Origin of the sequence: Pseudomonas reactans, assembly GCF_013385825.1 — a bacterium.
GTDB lineage: Bacteria > Pseudomonadota > Gammaproteobacteria > Pseudomonadales > Pseudomonadaceae > Aquipseudomonas > Aquipseudomonas reactans.
In genome coordinates, this window is sequence record NZ_JACAPG010000012.1 from 414,155 (window position 1) to 438,496 (window position 24,342).

General features: G+C 57.8%; 21 protein-coding genes. 19 read left to right on the forward strand and 2 right to left on the reverse strand.

Annotated elements, in window-relative coordinates; genetic code table 11:
- Positions 1–2 precede the first annotated feature (2 nt).
- Together ubiG and HX868_RS15950 are read right to left on the reverse strand one after the other, a co-directional pair.
- On the reverse strand, positions 3–701 hold the full coding sequence (gene ubiG, locus HX868_RS15945) for a bifunctional 2-polyprenyl-6-hydroxyphenol methylase/3-demethylubiquinol 3-O-methyltransferase UbiG (RefSeq protein WP_010211967.1): 699 nt from the start codon (positions 699–701) through the stop codon (positions 3–5).
- 64 nt (positions 702–765) lie between these two features.
- Positions 766–2,097, reverse strand: coding sequence for a TRZ/ATZ family hydrolase (locus HX868_RS15950; protein WP_177003506.1), 1,332 nt, complete (start codon positions 2,095–2,097; stop codon positions 766–768).
- Between the two features lie 109 nt (positions 2,098–2,206).
- Between HX868_RS15950 and mtnA the strand changes: the two genes are divergently transcribed.
- From mtnA to HX868_RS16045, 19 genes are all read left to right on the forward strand, one after another.
- Positions 2,207–3,283 carry an S-methyl-5-thioribose-1-phosphate isomerase gene (gene mtnA / locus HX868_RS15955; protein WP_177003507.1) on the forward strand — a complete coding sequence of 359 codons (1,077 nt, stop codon included), beginning with the start codon at positions 2,207–2,209 and terminating at the stop codon, positions 3,281–3,283.
- 303 nt (positions 3,284–3,586) lie between these two features.
- A complete protein-coding gene (gyrA, locus tag HX868_RS15960) occupies positions 3,587–6,241 on the forward strand; it encodes a DNA gyrase subunit A (protein ID WP_005786294.1) in 2,655 nt (884 codons plus the stop codon).
- Positions 6,242–6,457: 216 nt separating this feature from the next.
- Positions 6,458–7,543: a 3-phosphoserine/phosphohydroxythreonine transaminase gene (gene serC / locus HX868_RS15965; protein WP_177003508.1), complete on the forward strand. Its 1,086-nt coding sequence runs from the start codon at positions 6,458–6,460 to the stop codon at positions 7,541–7,543.
- Positions 7,543–8,637 (forward strand): prephenate dehydratase, encoded by a 1,095-nt coding sequence (gene pheA, locus HX868_RS15970; RefSeq protein ID WP_003172650.1) that lies wholly within the window; start codon positions 7,543–7,545, stop codon positions 8,635–8,637. Before serC ends, pheA begins: the two co-directional genes overlap by 1 nt.
- Positions 8,638–8,646: 9 nt before the next feature.
- Positions 8,647–9,759 carry a histidinol-phosphate transaminase gene (gene hisC, locus HX868_RS15975; protein ID WP_177003509.1) on the forward strand — a complete coding sequence of 371 codons (1,113 nt, stop codon included), beginning with the start codon at positions 8,647–8,649 and terminating at the stop codon, positions 9,757–9,759.
- Between the two features lie 28 nt (positions 9,760–9,787).
- The gene (locus tag HX868_RS15980; RefSeq protein WP_246355535.1) at positions 9,788–11,998 is read left to right on the forward strand and encodes a bifunctional prephenate dehydrogenase/3-phosphoshikimate 1-carboxyvinyltransferase; all 2,211 of its coding nucleotides are present in this window, start codon (positions 9,788–9,790) and stop codon (positions 11,996–11,998) included.
- Positions 11,995–12,684, forward strand: coding sequence for a (d)CMP kinase (cmk, locus tag HX868_RS15985; protein WP_003172653.1), 690 nt, complete (start codon positions 11,995–11,997; stop codon positions 12,682–12,684). Before HX868_RS15980 ends, cmk begins: the two co-directional genes overlap by 4 nt.
- A gap of 120 nt (positions 12,685–12,804) precedes the next feature.
- On the forward strand, positions 12,805–14,490 hold the full coding sequence (gene rpsA / locus HX868_RS15990; RefSeq protein WP_016975322.1) for a 30S ribosomal protein S1: 1,686 nt from the start codon (positions 12,805–12,807) through the stop codon (positions 14,488–14,490).
- A gap of 163 nt (positions 14,491–14,653) precedes the next feature.
- Positions 14,654–14,938: a hypothetical protein gene (locus tag HX868_RS15995; protein WP_177003511.1), complete on the forward strand. Its 285-nt coding sequence runs from the start codon at positions 14,654–14,656 to the stop codon at positions 14,936–14,938.
- A gap of 132 nt (positions 14,939–15,070) precedes the next feature.
- Positions 15,071–15,373, forward strand: coding sequence for an integration host factor subunit beta (gene ihfB, locus HX868_RS16000; RefSeq protein WP_053132474.1), 303 nt, complete (start codon positions 15,071–15,073; stop codon positions 15,371–15,373).
- A 19-nt stretch (positions 15,374–15,392) separates the two neighbouring features.
- The gene (locus HX868_RS31225) at positions 15,393–15,638 is read left to right on the forward strand and encodes a LapA family protein (RefSeq protein ID WP_177003512.1); all 246 of its coding nucleotides are present in this window, start codon (positions 15,393–15,395) and stop codon (positions 15,636–15,638) included.
- A 786-nt stretch (positions 15,639–16,424) separates the two neighbouring features.
- Positions 16,425–17,738, forward strand: a complete 1,314-nt coding sequence (gene wbpA, locus HX868_RS16010; protein ID WP_177003513.1) for a UDP-N-acetyl-D-glucosamine 6-dehydrogenase — start codon at positions 16,425–16,427, stop codon at positions 17,736–17,738.
- Positions 17,739–17,755: 17 nt separating this feature from the next.
- A complete protein-coding gene (gene wbpB, locus HX868_RS16015) occupies positions 17,756–18,706 on the forward strand; it encodes a UDP-N-acetyl-2-amino-2-deoxy-D-glucuronate oxidase (protein ID WP_177003514.1) in 951 nt (316 codons plus the stop codon).
- Positions 18,707–18,713: 7 nt separating this feature from the next.
- Entirely contained in the window at positions 18,714–19,298 is a 585-nt protein-coding gene (gene wbpD, locus HX868_RS16020) for a UDP-2-acetamido-3-amino-2,3-dideoxy-D-glucuronate N-acetyltransferase (protein WP_177003515.1), read from the forward strand.
- Positions 19,295–20,386 carry a DegT/DnrJ/EryC1/StrS family aminotransferase gene (locus HX868_RS16025; protein WP_177003516.1) on the forward strand — a complete coding sequence of 364 codons (1,092 nt, stop codon included), beginning with the start codon at positions 19,295–19,297 and terminating at the stop codon, positions 20,384–20,386. The genes wbpD and HX868_RS16025 overlap by 4 nt, the downstream gene beginning before the upstream one ends.
- A gap of 205 nt (positions 20,387–20,591) precedes the next feature.
- On the forward strand, positions 20,592–21,731 hold the full coding sequence (locus tag HX868_RS16030; protein ID WP_218168691.1) for a DegT/DnrJ/EryC1/StrS family aminotransferase: 1,140 nt from the start codon (positions 20,592–20,594) through the stop codon (positions 21,729–21,731).
- The gene (locus HX868_RS16035; RefSeq protein ID WP_177003517.1) at positions 21,721–22,224 is read left to right on the forward strand and encodes an acyltransferase; all 504 of its coding nucleotides are present in this window, start codon (positions 21,721–21,723) and stop codon (positions 22,222–22,224) included. Before HX868_RS16030 ends, HX868_RS16035 begins: the two co-directional genes overlap by 11 nt.
- Before the next feature lie 3 nt (positions 22,225–22,227).
- The gene (locus HX868_RS16040) at positions 22,228–23,184 is read left to right on the forward strand and encodes a Gfo/Idh/MocA family oxidoreductase (protein WP_177003518.1); all 957 of its coding nucleotides are present in this window, start codon (positions 22,228–22,230) and stop codon (positions 23,182–23,184) included.
- The gene (locus HX868_RS16045; protein WP_177003519.1) at positions 23,181–24,149 is read left to right on the forward strand and encodes a dTDP-glucose 4,6-dehydratase; all 969 of its coding nucleotides are present in this window, start codon (positions 23,181–23,183) and stop codon (positions 24,147–24,149) included. The genes HX868_RS16040 and HX868_RS16045 overlap by 4 nt, the downstream gene beginning before the upstream one ends.
- Positions 24,150–24,342: the final 193 nt, after the last annotated feature.

The window sequence follows — 24,342 nt, forward strand, 5'->3', positions numbered from 1 at the left end:
GCTCACTCCTCGCGCAGGGTCTGGATCATGTAGTTGACGTCAACGTCGTTGGCCAGCTTGTAGTGCTTGGTCAGCGGGTTGTAGGTCAGGCCGATGATGTCCTTGACGGTCAGCCCGGCCTGGCGGCTCCAGGCGCCCAGCTCGGACGGGCGGATGAATTTCTTGAAGTCATGGGTGCCGCGCGGCAGCAGCTTCATGATGTATTCAGCGCCGATGATCGCGAACAGGTAGGCCTTGGGGTTGCGGTTGATGGTGGAGAAGAACACTTGGCCGCCGGGCTTGACCATGCGGAAGCAGGCGCGGATCACCGAGGACGGGTCCGGTACGTGCTCGAGCATTTCCAGGCAGGTGACGACGTCGAACTGCTCGGGCATTTCTTCGGCCAGGGCTTCGGCGGTGATCTGGCGGTACTCGACGTTCACGCCGGATTCCAGTTGATGCAGTTGGGCCACGGCCAAGGGCGCTTCGCCCATGTCGATGCCCATCACGGTCGCGCCGCGCTGTGCCATGGCTTCGCTGAGGATGCCGCCGCCGCAACCCACGTCCAACACCTTCTTGCCGGCCAGGTTGACGCGCTCGTCAATCCAGTTGACCCGCAGCGGGTTGATGTCGTGCAGCGGCTTGAACTCGCTCTCGCGGTCCCACCAGCGGTGGGCCAGGGCTTCAAACTTGGCGATTTCGGCGTGGTCGACGTTGCTCATGGTGAATCCTCTAAACCTGATAAATCGTTGGGTCAGTTCTGAACCCAAGGGTTCAAAACCTTCGTTATTCGCTGTGCCCGCTGATGCGTTGGCCCCAGGCAATGGCCGTGGCGGTCAACTGTTGTTCATCCATGCGGGTCAATTGCCGGTCGTCGAGCAACTGCTTGCCGGCGACCCAAAGGTGTTTCACACAATCGCGTCCGGTGGCATATATAAGCTGCGAGACCGGATCGTAGATCGGTTGTTGCGCCAGCCCCGAGAGATCGAAGGCGACGATATCCGCCGCCTTGCCGACCTCCAGCGAGCCAATCTCGCTTTCCAGGCCCATGGCCCGTGCACCGTTGAGGGTGGCCATGCGCAGGGCGCGATGGGCATCCAGTGCGGTGGCCGAACCGGCGACGGCCTTGGCCAGCATCGCTGCGGTGCGGGTTTCACCCAGCAGGTCGAGGTCATTGTTGCTGGCGGCGCCATCGGTGCCGATGGCCACGTTCACGCCAGCCTGCCACAGGCGCTCCACTGGGCAAAAGCCGCTGGCCAGTTTCAGGTTGGATTCCGGGCAGTGAATGATGCTGGTGTTGCTTTCTACCAGCAAAGCCAGGTCATCCTCGCTGATTTGGGTCATATGAACGGCCTGGAAGCGCGGGCCCAGTAGCCCGAGGCGACCCAGGCGCGATAATGGCCGTTCGCCAGTCTGCTCGACGGCTTGCTGCACTTCAAAGGCGGTTTCGTGAACATGCATGTGGATCGCGGCGTCCAGCTCTTCGGCGATTACACGGATTTTCTCCAGGTTGTCATCGCACACCGTGTAGGGCGCGTGCGGGCCGAAGGTGATCTTGATGCGCGGGTGGTGCTTGAGGTCGCCGAATAGCTCGACGCCCTGGCGAATCGCCTCGTCAGGTGTGCTGGCGCCGGGGATCGGGAAGTCGAGGATCGGGATTGCGATCTGCGCGCGCATGCCGCTGTTGTGCACGCAGTCACTGGCGACCTTGGGGTAGAAGTACATGTCGGAGAAACAGGTGATGCCACCTTTGAGCTGTTCGGCGATGGCCAGGTCGGTGCCGTCGCGGACGAAGGCTTCATCGACCCACTTGGCCTCGGCTGGCCAGATGTGCTTTTCCAGCCAGGTCATCAGCGGCAGGTCGTCGGCCAGGCCACGAAACAGGCTCATCGCCGCATGCCCGTGGGCGTTGATTAGGCCGGGGCTGAGCAGCATGCCGGGCAGTTCGCGCACTTCGTTGGCCGAAAGCTTCAACGCCGCGGCCCTGGGCCCGATAAACGCGATGCGCCCGTCGCGAATGCCCAGGCCGTGCTCCTTGAGCACCACGCCAGCGGGTTCGACAGGTACCAGCCAGGTTGGCAGCAACAATAAGTCGAGCGGGGCGGCAGTGGCGGTCATCGCAGGCTTCTTCCCAGGCAGCTATATAAAGAAGGGCGAAGTATACCCGAGCGTCCTGGCTGGCGGATCGCTATAATCGGCGGCTTTGTTTATGAGTGCGGAGTAAGGGATGCGCGATCGACTGTTGGCAGCGGAGAAAGTGAAGGCCATCGATTGGCGTGATGGCGCGCTGTACCTGCTCGATCAGCGTGCCTTGCCGTCCCGGGAAAGCTGGGTGGCCTGCGTGACGGTCGATGACGTGGCGGCCGCCATTCGTTCGATGGTGGTGCGCGGTGCGCCGGCCATCGGCATCAGCGCCGCGTATGGCCTGGTGCTGGCCGCCCGTGAGTGCATCGCCGAGGGTGGTGACTGGCAGGCCGCGTGGGAAGAAGACTACGCACTGCTGGCTGATACCCGTCCCACCGCGTCGAACCTGTTCTGGGCGTTGAAACGCATGCGCGACCGCCTGGACCGCGTCAAAAAACACGCCGATCCGCTGGCGGTGCTGGAGGCGGAAGCCATTGCCATCCATGAAAGTGATCGCGAAGCCAATCTCACCATGGCTCAGTTGGGCGTCGAACTGATCCGCAAGCATCAGGGCAATGCCCAGGCCATCCTTACCCACGGCAATGCAGGCGCCCTGGCGACCGGCGGCGTGGGTACGGCGCTCGGGGTGATTCGTGCGGCCTACCTGGAAGGGATGGTCGAGCAGGTCTACGCCAATGAAACCCGGCCCTGGCTGCAAGGTTCGCGGCTGACCGCCTGGGAGCTGGCGGGCGAGGGCATCCCGGTGACGGTGAATGCCGATTCGGCCGGCGCGCACATTCTCAAGACCAAAGGTGTGACCTGGGTGATCGTCGGTGCCGATTGCATTGCCGCCAATGGCGATGTGATCAGCAAGATCGGTACTTACCAGTTGGCGGTGTGTGCGATGCACCACGGCGTGCGCTTCATGGTGGTGGCGCCGAGTTCAACCCTCGATCTGATGATGGCCACTGGTGATGACGTCGCTCTGGAAGAGCGCGATACCGGCGAGTTGCTGGAAGTCGCCGGCCAGCGTTTTGCCGCCGATGTCAGCGCCTTCAATCCGGTGTTTGACGTGACCCCGGCGGACCTGATCGACGTGATCGTGACCGAAAAAGGCGTGGTCGAACGGCCGGACACCGCCAAGCTGGCTAAACTGATGTGCCGTAAACGCCTGCATTAAGCCAATTTGCTTTCGAAATTGGGCTTGGATCCAGCTCTGAGCCCCTCTCGTCGCCCTCAAGCCTGTCATCCGTCAAATTACTAGCCTCCATGCGCATCAGGGGGATAGGTGCGTGGCGGCGATTGTGATAACATCCGGCGGTTTCCAGGGCCGCCCCAAGGGGTTGCCCATAACGTGCAGATCCGTGTCATAACTCGTTGATTTGTCGTAAGTCGTTGTCCGGCGCTTTGCCGGCAACGGCGAGCTTCGTTCGTCCCATATGGATGTGACGAGGTTTCACCCGAAAAAGGAATCAGGCTTCTCATGGGCGAACTGGCCAAAGAAATCCTCCCGGTCAATATCGAAGACGAGCTGAAACAGTCCTACCTCGACTACGCGATGAGCGTAATTGTCGGTCGGGCACTGCCTGATGCGCGCGATGGCTTGAAGCCCGTGCACCGGCGTGTGCTGTTCGCGATGAGCGAGCTGGGTAACGACTGGAACAAGCCGTACAAGAAATCTGCCCGTGTTGTCGGTGACGTGATCGGTAAGTATCACCCTCACGGCGACACTGCGGTGTACGACACCATCGTTCGGATGGCCCAGCCGTTTTCCCTGCGCTACCTGCTGGTAGACGGCCAGGGCAACTTCGGTTCGGTCGACGGCGACAACGCCGCGGCCATGCGATACACCGAAGTGCGCATGACCAAGCTGGCGCACGAGCTGCTGGCCGACCTGCACAAAGAAACCGTGGACTGGGTGCCGAACTACGACGGCACCGAAATGATCCCGGCGGTCATGCCGACCAAGATCCCCAACCTGCTGGTCAACGGTTCCAGCGGTATCGCCGTGGGCATGGCGACCAACATCCCGCCGCACAACCTCGGTGAAGTCATCGACGGTTGCCTGGCCCTCATCGACAATCCCGAGCTGACCGTCGATGAGCTGATGCAATACATCCCGGGTCCGGACTTCCCGACCGCCGCGATCATCAACGGTCGCGCCGGCATCATCGAAGCCTACCGCACCGGTCGTGGCCGCATTTACATGCGCGCCCGCTCGATGATCGAAGACATCGACAAGGTCGGTGGCCGCCAGCAGATCGTCATCACCGAACTGCCGTACCAACTGAACAAAGCGCGTCTGATCGAGAAGATCGCCGAGCTGGTTAAAGAGAAGAAGCTCGAAGGCATCACCGAACTGCGCGACGAGTCCGATAAAGACGGTATGCGCGTAGTGATCGAGCTGCGTCGTGGCGAAGTGCCTGAGGTGATCCTCAACAACCTCTATGCCCAGACCCAGCTGCAAAGCGTGTTTGGTATCAACGTGGTTGCACTGATCGACGGCCGCCCGCGCATCCTGAACCTCAAGGACCTGCTGGAAGCCTTCGTGCGTCACCGCCGCGAAGTGGTCACCCGCCGTACCGTGTTCGAACTGCGCAAGGCGCGCGAACGTGGCCACATCCTGGAAGGCCAGGCGGTTGCGCTGTCGAACATCGACCCGGTGATCGCACTGATCAAGGCTTCGCCAACCCCGTCGGAAGCCAAAGAGGCGCTGATCAGCACGCCTTGGGAATCCAGCGCCGTGGTGGCCATGGTTGAACGTGCCGGTGCCGATTCGTGCCGTCCAGAGACCCTGGACCCGCAATACGGCCTGCGCGAAGGCAAGTACTTCCTTTCCCCGGAACAGGCCCAGGCCATCCTGGAACTGCGTCTGCACCGCCTGACCGGCCTGGAGCACGAGAAGCTGCTGGCCGAGTACCAGGAGATCCTCAACCAGATCGGCGAGTTGATCCGCATCCTCAGCAGCGCCGTGCGCCTGATGGAAGTGATCCGCGAAGAACTGGAAGTGATCCGCGCCGAATACGGCGACGTGCGCCGCACCGAGATCCTCGATGCGCGCCTCGACCTGACCCTGGGTGACATGATCCCGGAAGAAGAGCGCGTGGTGACCATCTCCCACGGTGGCTATGCCAAGACCCAGCCATTGGCGGCGTACCAGGCCCAGCGTCGTGGTGGTAAAGGTAAATCGGCTACCGGCGTGAAGGACGAGGACTACATCGCTCACCTGCTGGTCGCCAACAGCCATACCACGCTGCTGCTGTTCTCCAGCAAGGGCAAGGTGTACTGGCTGAAAACCTACGAAATCCCGGAAGCGTCCCGCGCCGCTCGTGGTCGTCCGCTGGTCAACCTGCTGCCGCTGGACAGTGATGAATACATCACCACCATGCTGCCGGTCGAGGAATATACCGAAGGTCACTTCATCTTCATGGCCACCGCCAAAGGCACCGTGAAGAAGACCCCGCTGGAATCCTTCAGCCGTCAACGCAGCGTGGGCCTGATCGCTCTGGAGCTGGACGAAGGCGACGTACTGATCTCCGCTGCCATCACCGATGGTGAGCGTGAAGTCATGCTGTTCTCCGACGGCGGCAAGGTCACGCGCTTCAAGGAATCCGACGTTCGTGCCATGGGTCGTACCGCTCGTGGTGTCCGCGGCATGCGTCTGCCGGAAGGGCAGAAGCTGATTTCGATGCTGATCCCGGAAGAAGGCAGCCAGATCCTCACCGCTTCCGAGCGTGGTTACGGCAAGCGTACGGCCATCAGCGAGTTCCCGGAGTACAAGCGTGGCGGCCAAGGCGTGATCGCCATGGTCAGCAACGACCGCAACGGCCGTCTGGTCGGCGCGGTGCAGGTGCTCGACGGCGAGGAGATCATGCTGATTTCCGACCAGGGCACACTGGTACGTACCCGTGTGGCTGAAGTGTCGAGCCTGGGTCGTAACACCCAGGGCGTGACCCTGATCAAGCTGGCCAAGGACGAAAAACTGGTCGGCCTGGAGCGTGTCCAGGAGCCGTCGGAAGTCGAAGGCGAGGAGCTGGAAGGTGAAGAGTTTGACGGCGAGGTGATCGCAGCCGGCGATGACAACGTCGACGAGCCGACCCTCGACGCTGCCGCAGACGAAGAAGAACCGCAGGAATAAGCGGACACACAGGGGGCGGATGAAGATTCGCCCCCTTGTTGTTTGTCCCCTTTGAAACATGTGGGAGCTGGCTTGCCTGCGATGGCATCACCGCGGTATCACTGAAATACCGAGGCGCCTGTATCGCAGGCAAGCCAGCTCCTACAACGGTCCGCTCCAACAAAAGAGTGTTGCCGAATACGATTGCAGCCCCACCAGATCAGAGTGAGATTGGATGTGAGCAAGAGAGCCTATAACTTCTGTGCCGGTCCCGCGGCGCTTCCTGAAGCAGTCCTGCAGCGTGCGCAGGGTGAACTCCTCGACTGGCATGGAAAAGGCCTCTCCGTGATGGAAATGAGCCATCGCAGCGATGAGTTCGTGTCCATCGCCACCAAGGCCGAGCAGGATCTGCGCGACTTGCTGGACATCCCATCCAATTACAAAGTGCTGTTCCTGCAGGGCGGCGCCAGCCAGCAGTTCGCCCAGATCCCGCTGAACCTGCTGCCGGAAGACGGCACGGCTGACTATATCGACACGGGCATCTGGGGCCAGAAGGCCATTGAAGAGGCCTCCCGTTACGGCCACATCAATGTCGCGGGTACCGCCAAGCCGTACGACTACTTCGCCATTCCCGGTCAGAACGAGTGGAAGCTATCGAAGGACGCTGCCTACGTGCACTACGTCGCGAACGAAACCATCGGCGGCCTGGAGTTTGACTGGGTGCCGGAGGTGGGTGACGTGCCGCTGGTGTGCGACATGTCCTCGGACATCCTTTCGCGTCCTATCGATGTATCCAAGTACGGCATGATCTACGCCGGTGCGCAGAAGAACATCGGCCCGAGCGGCATCCTGGTCAACATCATTCGCGAAGACCTGCTCGGTCGCGCCCGTTCGCTGTGCCCGACCATGCTCAACTACAAGGTCGCGGCCGATAATGGCTCGATGTACAACACGCCGCCGGCGTTTGCCTGGTACCTCTCCGGCCTGGTGTTCGAATGGCTTAAAGAGCAGGGTGGTGTGGCTGCCATGGGTAAGCTCAACGAAGTGAAGAAGCGCACCCTGTACGACTTCATCGATGCCAGCGGTCTGTACAGCAACCCGATCAACCTGACTGACCGCTCATGGATGAACGTGCCGTTCCGCCTGGCTGACGACCGTCTGGACAAGCCATTCCTGGTCGGTGCCGACGAACGTGGCTTGCTGAACCTCAAGGGTCACCGTTCGGTCGGTGGCATGCGCGCGTCCATTTACAACGCCGTCGACATCCACGCGATCAACGCGCTGGTTGCCTACATGGCGGAGTTCGAAAAGGAACACGGCTAATGTCTGAGCAAGAACTCAAGGCCTTGCGCGTACGCATTGACAGCCTGGACGAGAAAGTCCTGGAGCTGATCAGTGAGCGCGCGCGGTGCGCCCAGGAAGTGGCACGGGTGAAGATGGCGTCCCTGGCGGAAGGTGAGGTGCCGGTGTTCTACCGACCCGAGCGTGAAGCCCAGGTGCTCAAGCGCGTGATGGAGCGTAATAAAGGCCCGCTGGGCAACGAAGAGATGGCGCGGCTGTTCCGCGAAATCATGTCGTCGTGCCTGGCCCTGGAGCAGCCGCTGAAAGTGGCTTACCTCGGCCCCGAAGGGACCTTCACCCAAGCTGCGGCCATGAAGCACTTCGGCCACGCGGTGATCAGCAAGCCAATGGCGGCGATCGACGAAGTGTTCCGTGAAGTGGCGGCCGGTGCGGTGAATTTTGGCGTGGTGCCGGTGGAAAACTCCACCGAGGGCGCGGTCAACCACACGCTGGACAGCTTTCTCGAACATGACATGGTGATCTGCGGCGAAGTCGAACTGCGCATCCACCATCACCTGCTGGTGGGCGAGAACACCAAGACCGACAGCATCAGCCGTATCTACTCCCACGCCCAGTCCCTGGCTCAGTGCCGCAAGTGGCTGGACGCGCATTACCCGAATGTCGAGCGCGTGGCGGTCTCCAGCAATGCCGAGGCGGCCAAGCGGGTCAAGGGTGAGTGGAACTCGGCGGCCATCGCTGGTGATATGGCAGCGGGCCTGTATGGCCTGACGCGTCTGGCCGAGAAAATCGAGGACCGCCCGGACAACTCCACGCGCTTCCTGATGATCGGCAGCCAGGAAGTGCCGCCAACTGGCGACGACAAGACTTCCATCATCGTCTCCATGAGTAACAAGCCCGGCGCGCTGCATGAGCTACTGGTGCCGTTCCACGATAACGGGATTGACCTGACGCGCATCGAGACTCGTCCTTCGCGCAGCGGTAAATGGACTTACGTGTTCTTTATCGACTTCATCGGCCACCACCGCGACCCACTGGTCAAAGGTGTGCTGGAGAAAATCAGTCAGGAAGCCGTGGCACTCAAGGTGCTGGGCTCTTACCCGAAAGCGGTTTTGTGAGGCTTTAACATGAGTGGCAACTTCCTCGCCCTGGCTCAGCCGGGCGTGCAACAACTGTCGCCTTACGTTCCGGGCAAGCCTGTGGACGAGTTGGCGCGTGAGTTGAACCTGGATCCGGTGAACATCGTCAAGCTGGCCAGTAACGAAAACCCGCTGGGCCCGAGCCCAAAAGTGTTGGCGGCGATTCGTGAAGAACTGGTTGAACTGACCCGCTACCCCGATGGCAACGGCTTTGCCCTCAAGTCACTGCTGGCGGAAAAATGCCGGGTCGAGCTGAACCAGGTCACCCTGGGCAACGGCTCCAATGACATTCTTGAGCTGGTTGGCCGTGCATACTTGGCGCCGGGCTTGAACGCGGTGTTCAGTGAGCACGCGTTTGCGGTGTATCCGATCGTGACCCAGGCGGTCGGCGCTGATGCGCGCGTTGTTCCTGCGAAGGATTGGGGGCACGACCTGCCAGCCATGCTGGCGGCCATCGACGCCCAGACCCGGGTGGTGTTTATCGCCAACCCGAACAACCCGACCGGCACCTGGTTCGACGCACAGGCGTTGAATGACTTCCTGCAAGACGTGCCGGAACACGTGCTGGTCGTGCTGGACGAGGCCTACATCGAATATGCCGAAGGCAGTGATATGCCGAACGGCCTGGATTTCCTGGCGGCGTACCCGAACCTGCTGGTTTCGCGCACGTTCTCAAAGGCTTATGGCCTGGCGTCGCTGCGGGTCGGCTATGGCCTGTCCACTGCTGTAGTTGCCGATGTGCTGAACCGTGTGCGCCAGCCGTTCAACGTCAACAGTCTAGCCCTGGCGGCGGCCTGTGCTGCGGTGAAGGATGCCGAGTACCTGGAAGAAGGCCGTCGCATCAACGAAAGCGGCATGCTGCAACTGCAGGAAGGCTTCCGTGAGCTGGGGCTGGGCTGGATTCCGTCCAAGGGCAACTTCATTTGTGTTGATCTCGGCCAAGTGGCCGCGCCGGTGTTCCAGGGTCTGTTGCGCGAAGGCGTGATCGTGCGTCCGACCGCCAACTACGGCATGCCGAACCACCTGCGTATTACCATCGGTCTGCCGGCAGAAAACGCCCGCTTCCTGGAGGCGCTGGCCAAGGTTCTGGCCCGTGGTTGATGTCACTGCATTGCAACCTGCTGTGCCTATGATCGGTCGCCTGGTGGTGGTCGGTCTGGGATTGATCGGCGGCTCCTTCGCCAAGGGCCTGCGTGAAAGCGGGCTGTGTGGCGAAGTGGTCGGTGTGGACCTGGACCCGCAATCGCGCAAGTTGGCGGTTGAGTTGGGCGTGGTGGATCGCTGTGAGGCGGACCTGGCGCTCGCGTGCCAAGGCGCAGACGTGATCCAGTTGGCCGTGCCGATCCTGGCCATGGAGAAATTGCTCGCCGTACTGGCGGGCATGGACCTGGGCCAGGCGATCCTGACGGACGTCGGCAGTGCCAAAGGCAATGTGGTGCGCGCGGCGCAACGGGCCTTTGGTGGTATGCCGGCGCGTTTTGTACCGGGCCATCCGATTGCCGGTTCCGAGCAGAGTGGGGTGGAGGCGTCCAATGCGCAGCTATTCCGTCGCCATAAAGTCATCCTGACGCCGCTGGAGCAAACCGATCCGGCTGCACTGGCGGTGGTGGATGGTTTGTGGCGTGAGTTGGGCGCGGATGTCGAGCACATGCAGGTCGAGCGTCATGACGAAGTGCTGGCCGCGACCAGTCATCTGCCGCATTTGCTCGCATTTGGCCTGGTGGACTCCCTGGCCAAGCGCAACGAAAACCTCGACATTTTCCGATACGCAGCCGGTGGCTTCCGTGATTTCACGCGGATTGCCGGCAGCGACCCGGTGATGTGGCACGACATCTTCCTCGCCAATCGCGAAGCGGTGTTGCGCACGCTGGATACCTTCCGCAGCGACCTCGACGCCTTGCGCGACGCGGTTGATGCTGGAGATGGCCATCAATTATTGGGCGTGTTCACCCGCGCGCGGGTGGCGCGGGAGCATTTCAGCAAGATCCTGGCGCGCCGGGCCTACATGGAAACCGCGGTGAACGCTGATGAGTTGACCTTCCTCGCCGAACCGGGTGGCCGCTTGAGCGGAAGCATTCGGGTGCCGGGCGACAAGTCGATCTCCCATCGCTCGATCATGCTGGGTTCGTTGGCTGAAGGTGTGACTGAGGTCGAAGGTTTCCTTGAAGGCGAAGACGCCCTGGCGACCTTGCAGGCATTTCGCGACATGGGCGTGGTGATTGAAGGCCCGCACCATGGGCGCGTAACCATTCATGGTGTCGGGCTAAATGGCCTGAAACCGGCGCCGGGGCCGATTTATCTCGGTAATTCCGGGACTTCCATGCGCCTGCTGTCCGGTTTGCTAGCAGCGCAGAGCTTCGACAGTGTGCTGACCGGTGACGCGTCCCTCTCCAAGCGTCCGATGAATCGCGTAGCCAAGCCCTTGCGGGAAATGGGTGCGGTGATCGAGACAGGGCCAGAAGGGCGTCCGCCGCTGACCATTCGTGGTGGCCAGTCGTTGAAAGGCCTGGCTTACGCAATGCCGATGGCCAGTGCCCAGGTCAAATCCTGCCTATTGCTGGCCGGGTTGTACGCTGAAGGCAAAACCGCGGTGACCGAGCCTGCGCCGACCCGTGACCACACCGAGCGCATGTTGCGCGGCTTTGGTTATCCGGTCGCGGTGGAGGGTGCGACGGCGTCGGTGGAGTCTGGTCATGCGCTGACGGCTGCCCATATAGAAGTGCCGGGGGATATTTCTTCTTCGGCGTTTTTTCTGGTGGCAGCCTCGATTGCCGAGGGTTCTGAACTGCTGCTGGAGCATGTGGGTGTCAATCCAACGCGTACCGGCGTGATCGATATCCTGCGACTGATGGGGGCGGATATCACCCTGGAAAACCAGCGTGAGGTGGGTGGAGAGCCTGTCGCGGATATGCGCGTACGAGCGGCACCGCTGAAGGGTATCGAGATTCCCGAAGCACTGGTGCCGTTGGCGATAGATGAGTTTCCGGTGCTGTTCGTCGCGGCGGCCTGTGCCGAGGGACAAACGGTGTTGCGCGGCGCTTCAGAGCTGCGCGTGAAGGAGTCCGACCGTATCCAGGTGATGGCCGACGGTCTGTTGGCGCTGGGCGTGAAGTGTGAACCGACCCCCGATGGGATTATCATTGAGGGTGGACCGTTGGGCGGTGGCGACGTGCATGCCCATGGCGATCACCGGATTGCCATGGCCTTCAGCGTGGCTTCCCTGCGGGCGGCGGCGCCGATTCGTATCCGTGACTGCGCCAATGTTGCTACGTCTTTTCCGAATTTTCTTACACTGTGTGCCCACGTCGGCATCCGTGTTGCCCAAGAGGCTCAATTGTGAATATCAAAGCACCGGTGATTACCATCGACGGGCCAAGCGGCTCGGGCAAAGGCACGATCGCCGGCATCCTGGCCAAGCGCCTGGGCTGGTGCCTGCTGGATTCCGGCGCGCTGTACCGCCTGCTGGCATTTGCCGCACGCAACCATGGCGTCGACCTGACCAACGAAGAATCCCTGAAGCTGCTGGCGGCGCACCTTGATGTGCAGTTTGTCGGTGCGACGGAAGGTCATCCCCAGCGCATCATCCTTGAAGGGGACGATGTGACGGATGACCTGCGCAACGAACAAGTGGGTTCCTGGGCATCCCAGGTTGCCGCGCTGCCGGCCGTACGTGATGCGCTGCTGCAGCGTCAGCGGGCTTTTCAAGAGCCGCCGGGCCTGGTGGCCGATGGCCGTGACATGGGAACTGTGGTGTTTCCCGAGGCGCCCTTGAAGATTTTCCTGACCGCCAGCGCCGAGGAGCGGGCTCGCCGCCGCTACTTGCAGTTGAAGGGCAAAGTCGATGGTGTTAGTCTGTCGAGTCTGCTAGATGAGATCCGTGCACGCGATGAGCGTGATACCCAGCGCGCAGTAGCCCCGCTCAAGCCGGCGGCTGATGCCATACAGCTGGATTCCACGGAGTTGTCCATCGAGCAGGTGCTGGAACGCATCTTGAGTGAAATCGCCATTCGCGATATCGCCGGGTGATCAAGAAGGCCGCAGGGGACCAGTCATAGTCCTGCGGTGGCTTCTTTTAACTGAAACTGACCCACACCGTCTGGGGTGTGGAGATGGGCGTATTCTTCGCCCTTATCAACAGGAATTAAAATGAGCGAAAGCTTTGCGGAACTCTTTGAAGAAAGCCTAAAAACCCTGAACCTTCAGGCAGGCTCCATCATCACCGGTGTTATCGTTGATATCGATTACCAAGCTCGCTGGGTAACCGTTCACGCTGGTCTGAAGTCTGAAGCTCTGATCCCGCTGGAACAGTTCTACAACGATGCTGGTGACCTGACTATCAATGTCGGTGACGAAGTTCACGTTGCTCTGGACTCGGTTGAAGACGGTTTCGGTGAAACCAAGCTGTCCCGTGAAAAAGCCAAGCGCGCTGAATGCTGGATTGTTCTCGAAGCAGCCTTCGCAGCTGAAGAAGTGGTCAAGGGCGTTATCAACGGTAAGGTTAAAGGCGGCTTCACTGTCGACGTTAACGGCATCCGTGCGTTCCTGCCAGGTTCTTTGGTCGACGTTCGTCCTGTGCGCGACACCACGCACCTGGAAGGCAAAGAACTCGAATTCAAGGTCATCAAACTCGACCAGAAGCGCAACAACGTTGTCGTTTCCCGTCGCAGCGTCCTGGAAGCAGAGAACTCCGCCGAGCGTGAAGCTCTGCTGGAATCCCTGCAGGAAGGCCAACAAGTCAAAGGTATCGTCAAAAACCTCACCGACTACGGCGCATTCGTCGACCTGGGTGGCGTGGATGGCCTGCTGCACATTACCGACATGGCTTGGAAGCGCATCAAGCATCCTTCCGAAATCGTCAACGTTGGCGACGAGATCGATGTCAAGGTTCTGAAATACGATCGCGAGCGCAACCGTGTTTCCCTGGGCCTGAAGCAACTGGGTGAAGATCCATGGGTTGCTATCAAAGCCCGTTACCCAGAAAGCACTCGCGTTACCGCGCGTGTTACCAACCTGACCGACTACGGCTGCTTCGCTGAGCTGGAAGAAGGCGTGGAAGGCCTGGTACACGTTTCCGAAATGGACTGGACCAACAAAAACATCCACCCTTCGAAAGTCGTACAAGTCGGCGACGAAGTGGAAGTTATGGTTCTGGACATCGACGAAGAGCGTCGTCGTATCTCCCTGGGCATCAAGCAGTGCAAATCTAACCCATGGGAAGATTTCTCTGGCCAGTTCAACAAGGGCGATAAAATCTCCGGCACCATCAAGTCGATCACCGATTTCGGTATCTTCATTGGTCTGGACGGCGGCATCGACGGCCTGGTTCACCTGTCCGACATCTCCTGGAACGAAGTGGGCGAAGAAGCTGTTCGTCGTTTCAAGAAGGGCGACGAGCTGGACACCGTTATCCTGTCGGTTGACCCAGAGCGCGAGCGTATCTCCCTGGGTATCAAGCAACTGGAAAGCGATCCGTTCTCCGAGTACGTTCAAGAGAACGACAAAGGCGCAATCGTTAAAGGCACTGTGAAAGAAGTTGACGCCAAAGGCGCCATCATCGTTCTGGCCGACGATATCGAAGCGACTCTGAAAGCCTCCGAAATCAGCCGTGACCGCGTTGAAGACGCGCGCAACGTTCTGAAAGAAGGCCAGGAAGTAGAAGCCAAGATCATCAGCGTTGATCGCAAGAGCCGCGTAATCCAACTCTCCATCAAGTCGAAAGACGAAGTTGAAGAGAAAGAAGCTATCCAGAGCCTGAAATCTGCTCCGGAAGCTGCACAAGGTGAGACCACTATGGCCTCCCTGCTGCGTGAAGCAATGGCTAAGCAGAACTAAGTTCTGTAAGGCTGTAGAAAAAGGGCGACTTCGGTCGCCCTTTTTTGTGCCTGAAATTCGTTGAATCAACAACCTAGAACCAAGGCGTTCAGCTCGGTGTCAGAACTGGCTATAGTCTTAAGAAAAAAGCGGTTCCCGTGTTGTAGCTTCAATAAGGATTTAAATGAACAGGCTTATCGTAATACTCGCATTGGTAATGCTTGCAGGCTGCTCCACTACCAGCGCCAAGACTCACGTCAAGCGCGGCGTCAGCGGCATCGAGATCGACTGCTCAGGGCTTGGCAACAACTGGCAGAAGTGTGAAAAGCGCGCCGCCCGAGAATGCAAGATGCAAGGCTACAAGGTCATCACCAGGTCCAGCGACGCCAAGGATGAAGAGGGTGACTCTCTCTTCGGCTGGAACCCCGCCGGTGCAGTGACGCGGACGATGCTGGTTATCTGCAATTGAGCGTATCGCAGGTTCGATACGAGTGTTTATTCAACCGACAGATAAGTTTATGCATGGGCTGTTCAAATTCATCAAGTCATGCTAAAACCTTCGAAGCGCTTTTCCTAGCTGCTTGAAAAAGAAGGGAAAAATATGACGAAGTCGGAGTTGATCGAACGAATTGTCACCCATCAAGGGCTGCTCTCATCCAAGGATGTCGAGTTGGCTATCAAGACCATGCTTGAGCAAATGTCCCAATGCCTGGCGACCGGGGATCGCATTGAGATCCGCGGGTTTGGCAGCTTTTCACTGCACTATCGCGCACCGCGTGTGGGCCGTAATCCAAAAACCGGCCAGTCCGTCAGTCTTGACGGAAAGTTCGTACCTCACTTCAAACCGGGTAAGGAATTGCGTGATCGGGTAAATGAGGATGAGGAAGATGAAGGTAGCTTGTGAGCGAGGCTTGGGGGTCTAAATGAATAAAGTCAGGCAATTCGTCGGAATCGCGCTGCTCATTTTGATTGTTGCAGTCGTGGTTGTATTCACTCTTGAGAATGATCAGCGCGTAACGCTTGTTTTTCTTACTTGGTCGACGCCTCAGGCTCCAGTTGCAGTCTATATCGTCTTGGCTTTGTTGATAGGTTGCTGTCTTGGTCCTATTGTTGGATCGTTGTCACGCCTGCGTGTAAAGCGTGCAACAAAAGCGCGAGTTGAAGTCTAGTGCGCTATTGTTTTGTTTTGCGGCTGTAGGGCGCTGGTAGCAGGGTTTAATCTATCTGGATCGGGTTTGCGTATAGTTGTCCTCTATGTTGTGCGCTCCTTTTTCGGGTAGGAGTATAAGCTTGTTTTTTATTGTTGGTGAGTTGCCCCGGCGGCGCAATGCTTCTCGGGTTATAACGGTTTGGATTTCCAGCTAAGTGGTTTTCCATTAGGCGATGATGGTGCGAGGGGCAGTATCATTGCTTTAGTGTGTCCACCCCTATATTGCATCAGCGACACGGGGGCATGAGCTGCGAATGCCGGGCATCGGTGATGCGGTTATAACATCTCAAAAAACGTCTTAGCCCTCTGGTTGTGTATCCCGCGGTCAGCGCAGCGGGAAGATTGCTGTGTTCTGTAATGCTGCAGCGCTGCATCGGATGCGTGAGAGAGGCAGCTGATTTCGGTTAGGAGCAACAGCCCTGTTTCAGTGGTGTGCGCTCATGGGGCGCGTGAATCTGCCGCCTGGATTTGCTCGCCGCCACGCCATGATTACAGGTATTTCTCTCTGCGGCTGTTGTGGAAACATCCATTTGGCTACAGCTATGCACGTAGAATAACGGCATAATGTGCTCTTTGATACATTGCCCTTGGTGTATGCGCTTGCGCTATCTCGCAGGTTGCTCAGTCCCAAGCGGCGGCGCTCCCAGTGGGGTGTATGAGAAATGAGAGCCTCAGCATCGGGTTGTGAGTCCCGGGATAGTTGATGTGTTGATCGTTCCAGAATTAGCTAATGGAGTTTTACCTGATGTCAGGCATCAAGCAGTCAAGTGTTGATAAATTCAAGCGCAAAGAAGCCCTCATTGGAATTGTCGGTTTGGGGTATGTCGGTCTGCCTCTGATGTTGCGGTACAACGCCATTGGCTTTCGTGTATTGGGTATCGACATTGATGAAGCCAAAGTCTCGCGGTTGAATGCGGGTCAAAGTTATATCGAACATATTTCTGCTCAAAAAGTACAAAGTGCCCGTCAAAGCGGTTTTGAGGCAACTAGCGCATTTGAGCGTGTGAGCGAGTGTGATGCGCTGATTTTATGTGTTCCAACGCCCCTGAACAAATATCGCGAGCCGGACATGAGCTTCGTGATCAACACTACGGAAGCAATCAAGCCCTATTTGCGTGAAGGTCAGGTTGTCTCGCTTGAAAGCACCACCTATCCGGGAACAACGGAAGAAGAGTTGCTTCCGCGCGTTGAGGGAGGAGGGTTGAAGGTCGGTGAAAATATCTTCTTGGTTTACTCGCCGGAACGTGAAGATCCGGGTAATCCGAATTTTGAAACTCGTACTATTCCCAAAGTCATCGGTGGTCACACTCCAGCGTGCCTCGAAGTCGGTATTGCCCTTTACGAGCAGGCTATTGACCAGGTGGTCCCGGTGAGTTCTACCAAGGCCGCTGAAATGACCAAGCTGCTGGAAAATATTCACCGTGCTGTGAATATCGGATTGGTCAACGAAATGAAAGTTGTCGCTGATCGGATGGGGATCGATATATTCGAGGTGGTCGACGCGGCGGCGACCAAGCCTTTCGGCTTCACACCTTACTACCCGGGCCCGGGCCTGGGTGGGCACTGCATTCCCATCGATCCGTTCTACCTTACCTGGAAGGCCCGCGAGTACGGCCTGCACACGCGTTTCATCGAACTCTCCGGCGAAGTGAACAAAGCCATGCCCGAGTACGTAGTGAGCAAGCTGATGGACGGCCTCAACAACAACAGCAAGCCGTTGAAAGGTAGCAGGGTGTTGGTGCTTGGCATTGCCTACAAGAAGAACGTGGACGATATGCGTGAGTCGCCCTCCGTAGAAATTATGGAATTACTGGAAGCCAAAGGTTGCATCGTGGCTTATAGCGATCCGCACGTTCCGGTGTTCCCGAAGATGCGTGAGCACCACTTCAACCTGTCGAGCGAAGCGCTGACCGCGGAAAATATTGCGCAATTCGATGCCATTGTCCTCGCGACTGACCACGATAAATTCGATTATGAGCTGATTCGCCAGCACGCACAGTTGGTGATTGATAGTCGCGGCAAATACCGCACCCCTGAAGCCCATATCATCAAAGCCTGATTGCTGGAGTGTTCCCTTTGAAACGTTTTGCCCTTATCGGCGCTGCCGGTTACATCGCCCCTCGGCATATGCGCGCAATCAAAGACACCGGTAACGAGTTGGTGTCGGCCTATGACATCAATGATTCCGTGGGGATCATTGACAGCCTGTCTCCGCAGAGCGAGTTTTTCACGCAGTTCGAGCGTTTCAATGAACACGCTTGGCAGCTCAAGCGCGATCCGGCCACGGCCTTGGATTACGTCGCCGTTTGTTCGCCCAATTATCTGCATCACTCGCATATCGCGGCCGGCTTGCGCCTTGGCTGCGATGTGATTTGCGAAAAGCCACTGGTGCCTACGCCCGAAATTCTCGACGAGCTGGCTTTGATCGAGCGCGAGACGGGTAAGCGCGTCTACAACATCCTGCAACTGCGTCATCACCAGGCCATTCTCGATCTAAGGGAGAAAGTTGCCCGTGAGTCCCGCGACGGTAAGTACGATGTAGAGCTCACCTACATCACTTCGCGTGGCAAGTGGTACATGGAGAGCTGGAAGGGTGACCCGCGCAAGTCCTATGGTATTGCGACCAATATCGGCGTGCACTTCTACGACATGCTGCATTTCATCTTTGGCAAGTTGCAGCGTAACGTTGTGCACTTTGCCAATGATTACAAAGCCGCTGGCTATCTTGAGTACGAAAATGCCCGCGTGCGCTGGTTCTTGTCCATTGACGCCGATGACTTGCCGGATTCGGTCAAGGGCAAGAAGCCAACGTATCGCTCTATCACAGTTGATGGTGACGAGATGGAGTTCTCCGAAGGCTTTACCGACCTGCATACCACCAGCTACCGGGAGATACTCGCTGGCCGTGGTTATGGCATCGAGGACGCGCGTCACTGCGTCGAGACGGTGAACACCATTCGTTCCTCTGCAATCGTTACGCCGCAGAATGGCGAGGGCCATCCTTTTCTTGCAACCTTGAGTCGTTGAGGCTGGCATGAGTTATCAAATTCATCCTTCCGCAATTGTCGATGACGGCGCGCAGATCGGTGACGACTCGCGGGTGTGGCATTTCGTGCACGTCTGCAGTGGCGCACGTATCGGCAAATGTGTGTCTCTTGGGCAGAACGTCTTTGTCGGTAACAAGGTAGTTATCGGCGACAATTGCAAGATCCAGAACAACGTTTCGGTCTACGACAATGTAACGCTGGAAGAGGGCGTATTCTGCGGGCCGAGCATGGTCTTCACCAACGTCTACAACCCGCGTTCGTTGATTGAGCGCAAAAGTGAATACCGCGACACCCTTGTCAGAAAAGGCGCCACTCTGGGCGCCAACTGCACGATCGTTTGCGGTGTCACCATCGGTGAATATGCGTTCGTCGGTGCGGGTGCAGTCATCAACAAGCCTGTTCCGGCCTATGCCTTGATGGTGGGCGTGCCGGCTCGGCAAATCGGCTGGATGAGCGAGTTCGGCGAGCAGTTGGACTTGCCCCTGGAAGGCGATGGGGTTGCGATTTGCGAGCACAGTGGTGCTCGCTACATCTTGAGCGCAAACACGCTGGTCAAGGAGGCCGGGCAATGATCGAGTTTATTGACCTTAAGGTCCAGCAAGCCAGAATCAAGGACAAGATCGATGCCGGGATCCAGCGTGTCCTGGCCCATGGCCAATACATCCTTGGTCCGGAAGTCGCTGAGCTCGAAGAGCGCCTTGCCGCTTTTGTCGGTGCTAAGCATTGCATCACTTGTGCCAACGGCACCGATGCCTTGCAGATTGCCCTGATGGCCTTGGGTATAGGTCCTGGCGATGAAGTGATCACGCCGGGCTTTACGTACATCGCTACTGCAGAAACAGTCGCGTTGCTGGGTGCCAAGCCTGTTTATGTCGACGTCGACCCGCGTACCTACAACCTGGATCCGGCGTTGCTTGAAGCGGCAATTACACCGCGTACCAAAGCAATTATTCCGGTTTCCCTGTACGGCCAGTGTGCGGATTTTGACGCGATCAATATCATTGCGGCCCAACATGACCTCCCGGTAATCGAGGATGCGGCGCAGAGTTTTGGTGCGACCTACAAGGGGCGTCGATCCTGCAATTTGACGACCATTGGTAGTACGAGCTTTTTCCCGAGCAAGCCACTGGGGGCCTACGGTGATGGCGGGGCGCTCTTTACCAATGACGATCAGTTGGCAGTTGTCATGCGGCAAATCGCCCGCCATGGCCAGGACCGCCGCTACCACCACGTGCGCGTCGGCGTGAATAGTCGTCTGGACACGCTGCAGGCCGCGATTCTCTTGCCCAAGCTGGAGATCTTCGCTGAAGAATTGGAGTTGCGGCAAAAGGTCGCTCAACGTTACAGCCAATTGCTCGCCGAAGCCGGTATTACTGTGCCCTTTGTAGAAGCCTTCAATACCAGTGCATGGGCTCAGTTCACCGTGCAGGTCAATGCGCGGGACGAGGTTCAAAACCAACTGAGGGCGCTGGGCGTACCGACTGCGGTGCATTATCCGATCCCTCTCAACCGCCAGCCCGCGGTGAAGGATGATAGTGCCGAGCTACCGGTGGGTGATGCTGCGGCCTCGCGGGTCATGAGTTTGCCGATGCATCCCTATCTCGATGAGGCGGCATTGCAATCCATTGTCCAGGCGTTAAGCGATAGTCTGAGGGAGTGAGTCCTGGTGGTCAGGCTCGACCACCGGTAGATTTTTGATCTTGATAAGGTCTTATGAATTAAGATATTGATTTTTAAAGTATTTATAATGAATTCCCCCGGGCGTATGAGGCCTGTAGACGGCACCTGGAGGGGGTGACACCAGTTATGAGATTGGTCCGGATTGCTGATAAAGTGGCAGCCATTTTTGGGCTTATCTAAGGAGATTGAAAATTAAAGTTCCCTTCATTGATCTCAAGCGCTTTGAGCCTGGGTTCCACGACGCGTTGTTGCAAAAATTCCACACGATGACGATCAACGCACAGTTCATCGGTGGCACCGAAGTGACTACTCTGGAATCACGCCTGCAGTCGGATCTGCAGGTGGCCCATGCCGTGAACTGTGCAAACGGTACGGATGCTCTTCAGCTCGCCCTGCGTGCAGTAGGCGTTGGTGAGGGGGACGTGGTGCTGGTTCCGAATGTGACCTTCTGGGCGACCTTCGAAGCGGTCGTCAATGTGGGCGCGAAACCAGTCACCGTTGATGCTGACATCACTGATGGGGGCGTCGATTTTGTCGCTTTCGAGCAGGCTATTCGCGAAGCGTCGCCCAAGGCAGCGATCATTGCCCACCTGTACGGCTGGGGCAGTGCGCGTCTGCAGGATCTGCGCGATCTCTGCAAAAAACACTCAGTATTTCTGATCGAGGACGGTGCTCAGTCTTACGGTGCTGAATTCGGTGGTGAGCCGATCTGCAAGGGGGCGTTCATTTCCACCACCTCCTTCTACCCTGCAAAGGTTCTGGGTGCGGCTGGCGATGGTGGTGCAGTGTTCACCAATGACGCTGCGCTTGCCGACAAGGTTCGACGCCTCGGTAATCACGGACGCACGGCACATTACGGTTATGGTGATGTCGGCTGGAATTCGCGCCTGGATTCGCTGCAAGCGGCATTCCTCAATTTATCCATCGGACATATCGAGGAGCGCCTTGCATCCCGTCGCAAGGCGGTCGCATTTTACCGGGAGGCCCTGCCTTCGACCGGCATCGAGCTGATGTCGGCCCCGGCGATATACAAAGAAAATGGTTACTGCAATGTCTGCCTGGTGCCTGACGCGGATACCAAAATCGCACTGGAGTCCGCACTTAAAGCGGCCGAGATCGGTTTTGCGAACATCTACCCTGGCGTTATGTCTAGCCAGCCGGGCGCTGCCGCCTATATCAAAGGGCACTTCGGCGGCCAGGTCGGCGAGCAACTGTGCGCGTCGGTGCTGAACTTGCCCCTGTTTCCCTATATGACCGAGGAGGAACTGCAGAGTGTGGTGTCCGTGGTCCGTGCAGCGCTGGCCAGAGGTACCCATGGCAAATGATGTCTATATCCATCCGACGGCGAACGTATCGGACAAATCCAGTATTGGTCAGGGCACCAAGGTCTGGATCAACGTGCAGATCCGCGAAGATGTGGTGATCGGCGCAGGGTGTATCCTCTCCAAGGATGTCTATGTCGATCACGCGGTGAAGATCGGCGATCGTTGCAAGATCCAGAATAGCGTCTCGGTCTATAACGGCGTTGAAATCGGTGACGATGTCTTCGTCGGCCCCAACGCTTGTTTCACCAATGACAAGGTGCCACGCGCCTTCAATGCTGACTGGTCTATCACGCCGACCTTTGTGCATAACGGCGCCAGTATCGGAGCCAATGCGACCATCGTCTGCGGAATTACCATCGGCGAGTACGCCATGGTTGCAGCCGGTAGTGTCGTTACCAAGGATGTTGCGCCTTACACCCTGGTCATGGGGAACCCTGCTCGTGCGGTCGCCAAGATCGACAGGGAAGGCAATCGCGTTTCCGGAGACGTTTGAGATATGTTTGAAGAAGTGCTCAAGGTAGGCCTGATTGGCCTGGGGAATATGGGGCGCAATCACTTGCGCGTGCTGTCCCTGCTCAAAGGCGTGGAACTGGCCTTTGTCGCCGATGCGAACGCTGCCGTGGCAGCTCGTGCTGGCGAAGCGCACGGCATCCCCGGGGTGGTTGACCCAACCCCGTTGCTCGCAAACGTCGACGCGGTGGTGATTTGTACCCCGACCGTGACCCACGCCGATTACATCCGCCTGGTAGCCGCTCAGGTGAAGAATATCTTCGTCGAAAAGCCCCTTGCTGCGACCTTGGAGGAGTGCGATGAAGTCGCAGCTTTCGCCAAGGACAACAACCTGAATATCCAGGTCGGCTTCATCGAGCGCTTCAACCCAGCAGTGCAGGCGCTGAAGGTGGTCCTGGAAAAAAGCGAGCAGATCATCAGTATCGACTTCACGCGGACCAACAAAGTGAGCTCGCGTATCACCGATGTTGATGTCGTCACCGACCTGATGATTCACGACATTGACCTGGCACTGTTCCTTAACGGCCCGGCTAAGTCCGTGGTGGCTCATGGTTTCGCGCAGGGAAGCATGATTGATTTCGCCTCTGCGTTGATTACCCATGAAAACGGTCACTTTTCAAGGATTCAGGCGAGTCGTGTAACAGACAAGAAGAAGCGCCAGATCGAGGTTACTTGCACGGACATGTTCGTCGACTGCGACCTGCTGCGTAAGGAAATTATCATAAATCGCCAGTCCGAGACCCAGCAGGGTGGTGTATTGCCTTACACCATCTCGGCGATTCAAGAAGCGGTTGCGGTGCCTCCACAGGAAGCCCTGTTGTCCGAGCTGCAAGCCTTTATGGCAAGTTGCCGGCAGCCATCGTCGGTCAGCGTACCGGGGGTCAATGCAGGTGTTGAGGCAATGAAGATTTGTGCAGTGATTCAAGCGGCGGTGCAAGCATGACGATTCGGGATGATGTACGGGGCAAGACAATCCTTGTCACCGGCGGTGCTGGCTTTATTGGCAGTCACCTTGTGGACAAACTATTGGTCGAGGGGGCAGCGCATGTTGTAGTGATCGACAACCTGTTTGTCGGCTCGGAAGACAACCTGGAGGAGGCTCTGGCGACTGGCAAAGTCACCTTTTATCGCGATGATGCTGAATTCAACACCAGCCTGGAATATATCTTTTCCAATCACGCGATTGATATCGTTTTCAATTGCGCGACCAAGGCACTGAATTATTCGTTCCTCAATCCGGCCAATGCTTTCGATACCAACGTACGTGTAACGCTTAACCTGTTGGAGTTGCAGCGACGGGGCCTGTTCAAGACGCTGTGCCATTTCTCCACTTCAGAAGTTTACGGCTCTGCCGTTTACGAACCGATGGACGAAGCTCATCCGCGTAATCCGACCACCACCTATGCCGCAGGTAAAGCTGCTGCCGATCTGGCAGTGGAAAGCTATGTGCGGATGTTTGGGCTGGATGCATTCATCGTGCGTCCGTTCAATAACTATGGTCCACGCCAGAATTACAAAGGTATGCTCGCCGGCGTGATCCCGATCACGGCGATGCGCTTACTGACTGGCGGTACGCCTGAGATCCACGGCGAGGGTACCCAGAGTCGCGATTTCATCTATGTGCAGGACACGGTTGATGCGGTTGTGAAACTGTATTCGGTGCAACCGTCAGGTGAGACAGTCAACATTTCTACCGACAATCAGATTTCCATCACGGAGCTGATTGAGCGTATCTGCAAGGCTTTCGACTATAGCGGTGAGATCCTGCGCAAACCGGCACGCCATTCGGACGTGCTTTGCCACAATGCCAGTAACGAAAAGGTTAAAAGCCTTATCCAGTACTCTCTGACACCGTTCGATAAAGGGCTGGCCGACACGCTTGCCTGGTACAAGCAGCGAATCGATTAACGGGCGTAAGCCTTGCTTCAGGTTGGCAGAAGTTGATTCATCCTGCCGCTGATGTGCATCAAGCCTGGTTGGTTCTGGCGTATGTAGCGCCGGGATGAGCCAATACCGGGTTTGAGGCTTGTCGTAGACGCGTCAGTTTCAGCGTCCAACCTGGGCTGTACCGAAAAAGAGTATCGGCGGGTCTGGTTTTATC

What these genes read in the sequence shown, in the direction of transcription:
- HX868_RS16045 (WP_177003519.1), top strand. Translation starts at nt 23,181, where the DNA reads ATGACGATTCGGGATGATGTACGGGGCAAGACAATCCTTGTCACCGGC.
- ubiG (WP_010211967.1), bottom strand. Translation starts at nt 701, where the DNA reads ATGAGCAACGTCGACCACGCCGAAATCGCCAAGTTTGAAGCCCTGGCC.
- hisC (WP_177003509.1), top strand. Translation starts at nt 8,647, where the DNA reads ATGAGTGGCAACTTCCTCGCCCTGGCTCAGCCGGGCGTGCAACAACTG.
- HX868_RS16035 (WP_177003517.1), top strand. Translation starts at nt 21,721, where the DNA reads ATGGCAAATGATGTCTATATCCATCCGACGGCGAACGTATCGGACAAA.
- gyrA (WP_005786294.1), top strand. Translation starts at nt 3,587, where the DNA reads ATGGGCGAACTGGCCAAAGAAATCCTCCCGGTCAATATCGAAGACGAG.
- wbpD (WP_177003515.1), top strand. Translation starts at nt 18,714, where the DNA reads ATGAGTTATCAAATTCATCCTTCCGCAATTGTCGATGACGGCGCGCAG.
- HX868_RS31225 (WP_177003512.1), top strand. Translation starts at nt 15,393, where the DNA reads ATGAATAAAGTCAGGCAATTCGTCGGAATCGCGCTGCTCATTTTGATT.
- HX868_RS15995 (WP_177003511.1), top strand. Translation starts at nt 14,654, where the DNA reads ATGAACAGGCTTATCGTAATACTCGCATTGGTAATGCTTGCAGGCTGC.
- HX868_RS15950 (WP_177003506.1), bottom strand. Translation starts at nt 2,097, where the DNA reads ATGACCGCCACTGCCGCCCCGCTCGACTTATTGTTGCTGCCAACCTGG.
- pheA (WP_003172650.1), top strand. Translation starts at nt 7,543, where the DNA reads ATGTCTGAGCAAGAACTCAAGGCCTTGCGCGTACGCATTGACAGCCTG.
- ihfB (WP_053132474.1), top strand. Translation starts at nt 15,071, where the DNA reads ATGACGAAGTCGGAGTTGATCGAACGAATTGTCACCCATCAAGGGCTG.
- rpsA (WP_016975322.1), top strand. Translation starts at nt 12,805, where the DNA reads ATGAGCGAAAGCTTTGCGGAACTCTTTGAAGAAAGCCTAAAAACCCTG.
- HX868_RS15980 (WP_246355535.1), top strand. Translation starts at nt 9,788, where the DNA reads ATGATCGGTCGCCTGGTGGTGGTCGGTCTGGGATTGATCGGCGGCTCC.
- HX868_RS16040 (WP_177003518.1), top strand. Translation starts at nt 22,228, where the DNA reads ATGTTTGAAGAAGTGCTCAAGGTAGGCCTGATTGGCCTGGGGAATATG.
- wbpA (WP_177003513.1), top strand. Translation starts at nt 16,425, where the DNA reads ATGTCAGGCATCAAGCAGTCAAGTGTTGATAAATTCAAGCGCAAAGAA.
- mtnA (WP_177003507.1), top strand. Translation starts at nt 2,207, where the DNA reads ATGCGCGATCGACTGTTGGCAGCGGAGAAAGTGAAGGCCATCGATTGG.
- HX868_RS16025 (WP_177003516.1), top strand. Translation starts at nt 19,295, where the DNA reads ATGATCGAGTTTATTGACCTTAAGGTCCAGCAAGCCAGAATCAAGGAC.